1 protein-coding gene is annotated in these 1138 nt (G+C 28.1%); it reads left to right on the forward strand.

Annotation, left to right across the window (positions count from 1 at the left end):
* Positions 1 to 74: 74 nt before the first annotated feature.
* Positions 75 to 1138: helix-turn-helix transcriptional regulator (locus ACFWDE_RS30525; protein WP_377896399.1), on the forward strand; the 1064-nt coding region annotated here is incomplete at its 3' end.

A 1138-nucleotide genomic window follows, 5' to 3' on the forward strand; every position in this document is an offset into this window, starting at 1 on the left:
ATAATAGATATTAAATGAATAAATTTATTAAGGTGGTGTTTTACGAACTACTTAAAAGGAGAAGATAGAAAATAATGAATAATTCCATCGACCTACAATACTTATGTGATCTTGTACATAGAACCTTTCATGTACCTGTTCATTTTTTATCTACCAACAGAAAAATTTTATATCAATCTACTTCTAATACTATTTGTAGTCCTTTTTATTCTTCTAAAGAAGAACATCTTAATGAAATTTATCAAGAAAATGCTCCTTGTAATTTCCCACTTTTTAAAGGGAATAAGTATCTTGAAAATTTCATTATTATTCATATAACAAATCACGAACATATAAAAGGAACTATTATAATTGGTCCTACTACCTATCCAAAAGTATCAGATGAAATGGCTATTAAACTTATGAAGTATTTCAACTGTAATAATAAAATGCAACAAGGAGTAGACTACTATCAATTTTTACCTGAGATTAAAAAAAGTACTCTTATTGATATAAGTATTTGGTTACATTACGTAATTTTCAATGAAAAATTAGATAGAGATCTTGTTTGGGAAAAAAACAAATTACTAGAGGACATTTCTTATAAAATCGTAAACCCTGATCTATATATTTCAAAACGTCGCCGGAACGATCCGCAAAATTACAACATATCATTAGAACGCAAATTTTTTTCAGCAATTAAAGAGGGAAATAAAGAAAAAGTAATACAATATGCGTATTCATTCCCTCAAGAAGATGCGGCAATTGTATCAAAAGGAGATCAACTTAGAAACCAAAAAAATAATGGTATTATAGCAATTACCCTAGCTATTCGGTATGCGATAGATGGTAATCTTCCGTCAGATATTGCTTTTTCACTTGGTACTTTATATATCCAAACCATCGAAAAACTAGATAACATGTATTCAGTAAATAGATTAATTGAAGATGCATTATGTACTTTTGCAGAACGTGTGAAAGAATATAGTAATCAAGAATATTCTAATTCAATAACTACATGCCTAAATCATATTCACAAACATATTTACGATGAAATATCTCTCAATGATCTTGCTAACCTTTTAGATATTTCTCCTACCTATTTATCTAAATTGTTTAAAAAAGAAGTAGGGATTCCTTTAAGTGAGTACGTTCAAAG

The sequence above is a fragment of the Bacillus sp. NPDC060175 genome (assembly GCF_042728695.1).
In the GTDB taxonomy this organism is placed as follows: Bacteria; Bacillota; Bacilli; order Bacillales; family Bacillaceae_G; genus Bacillus_A.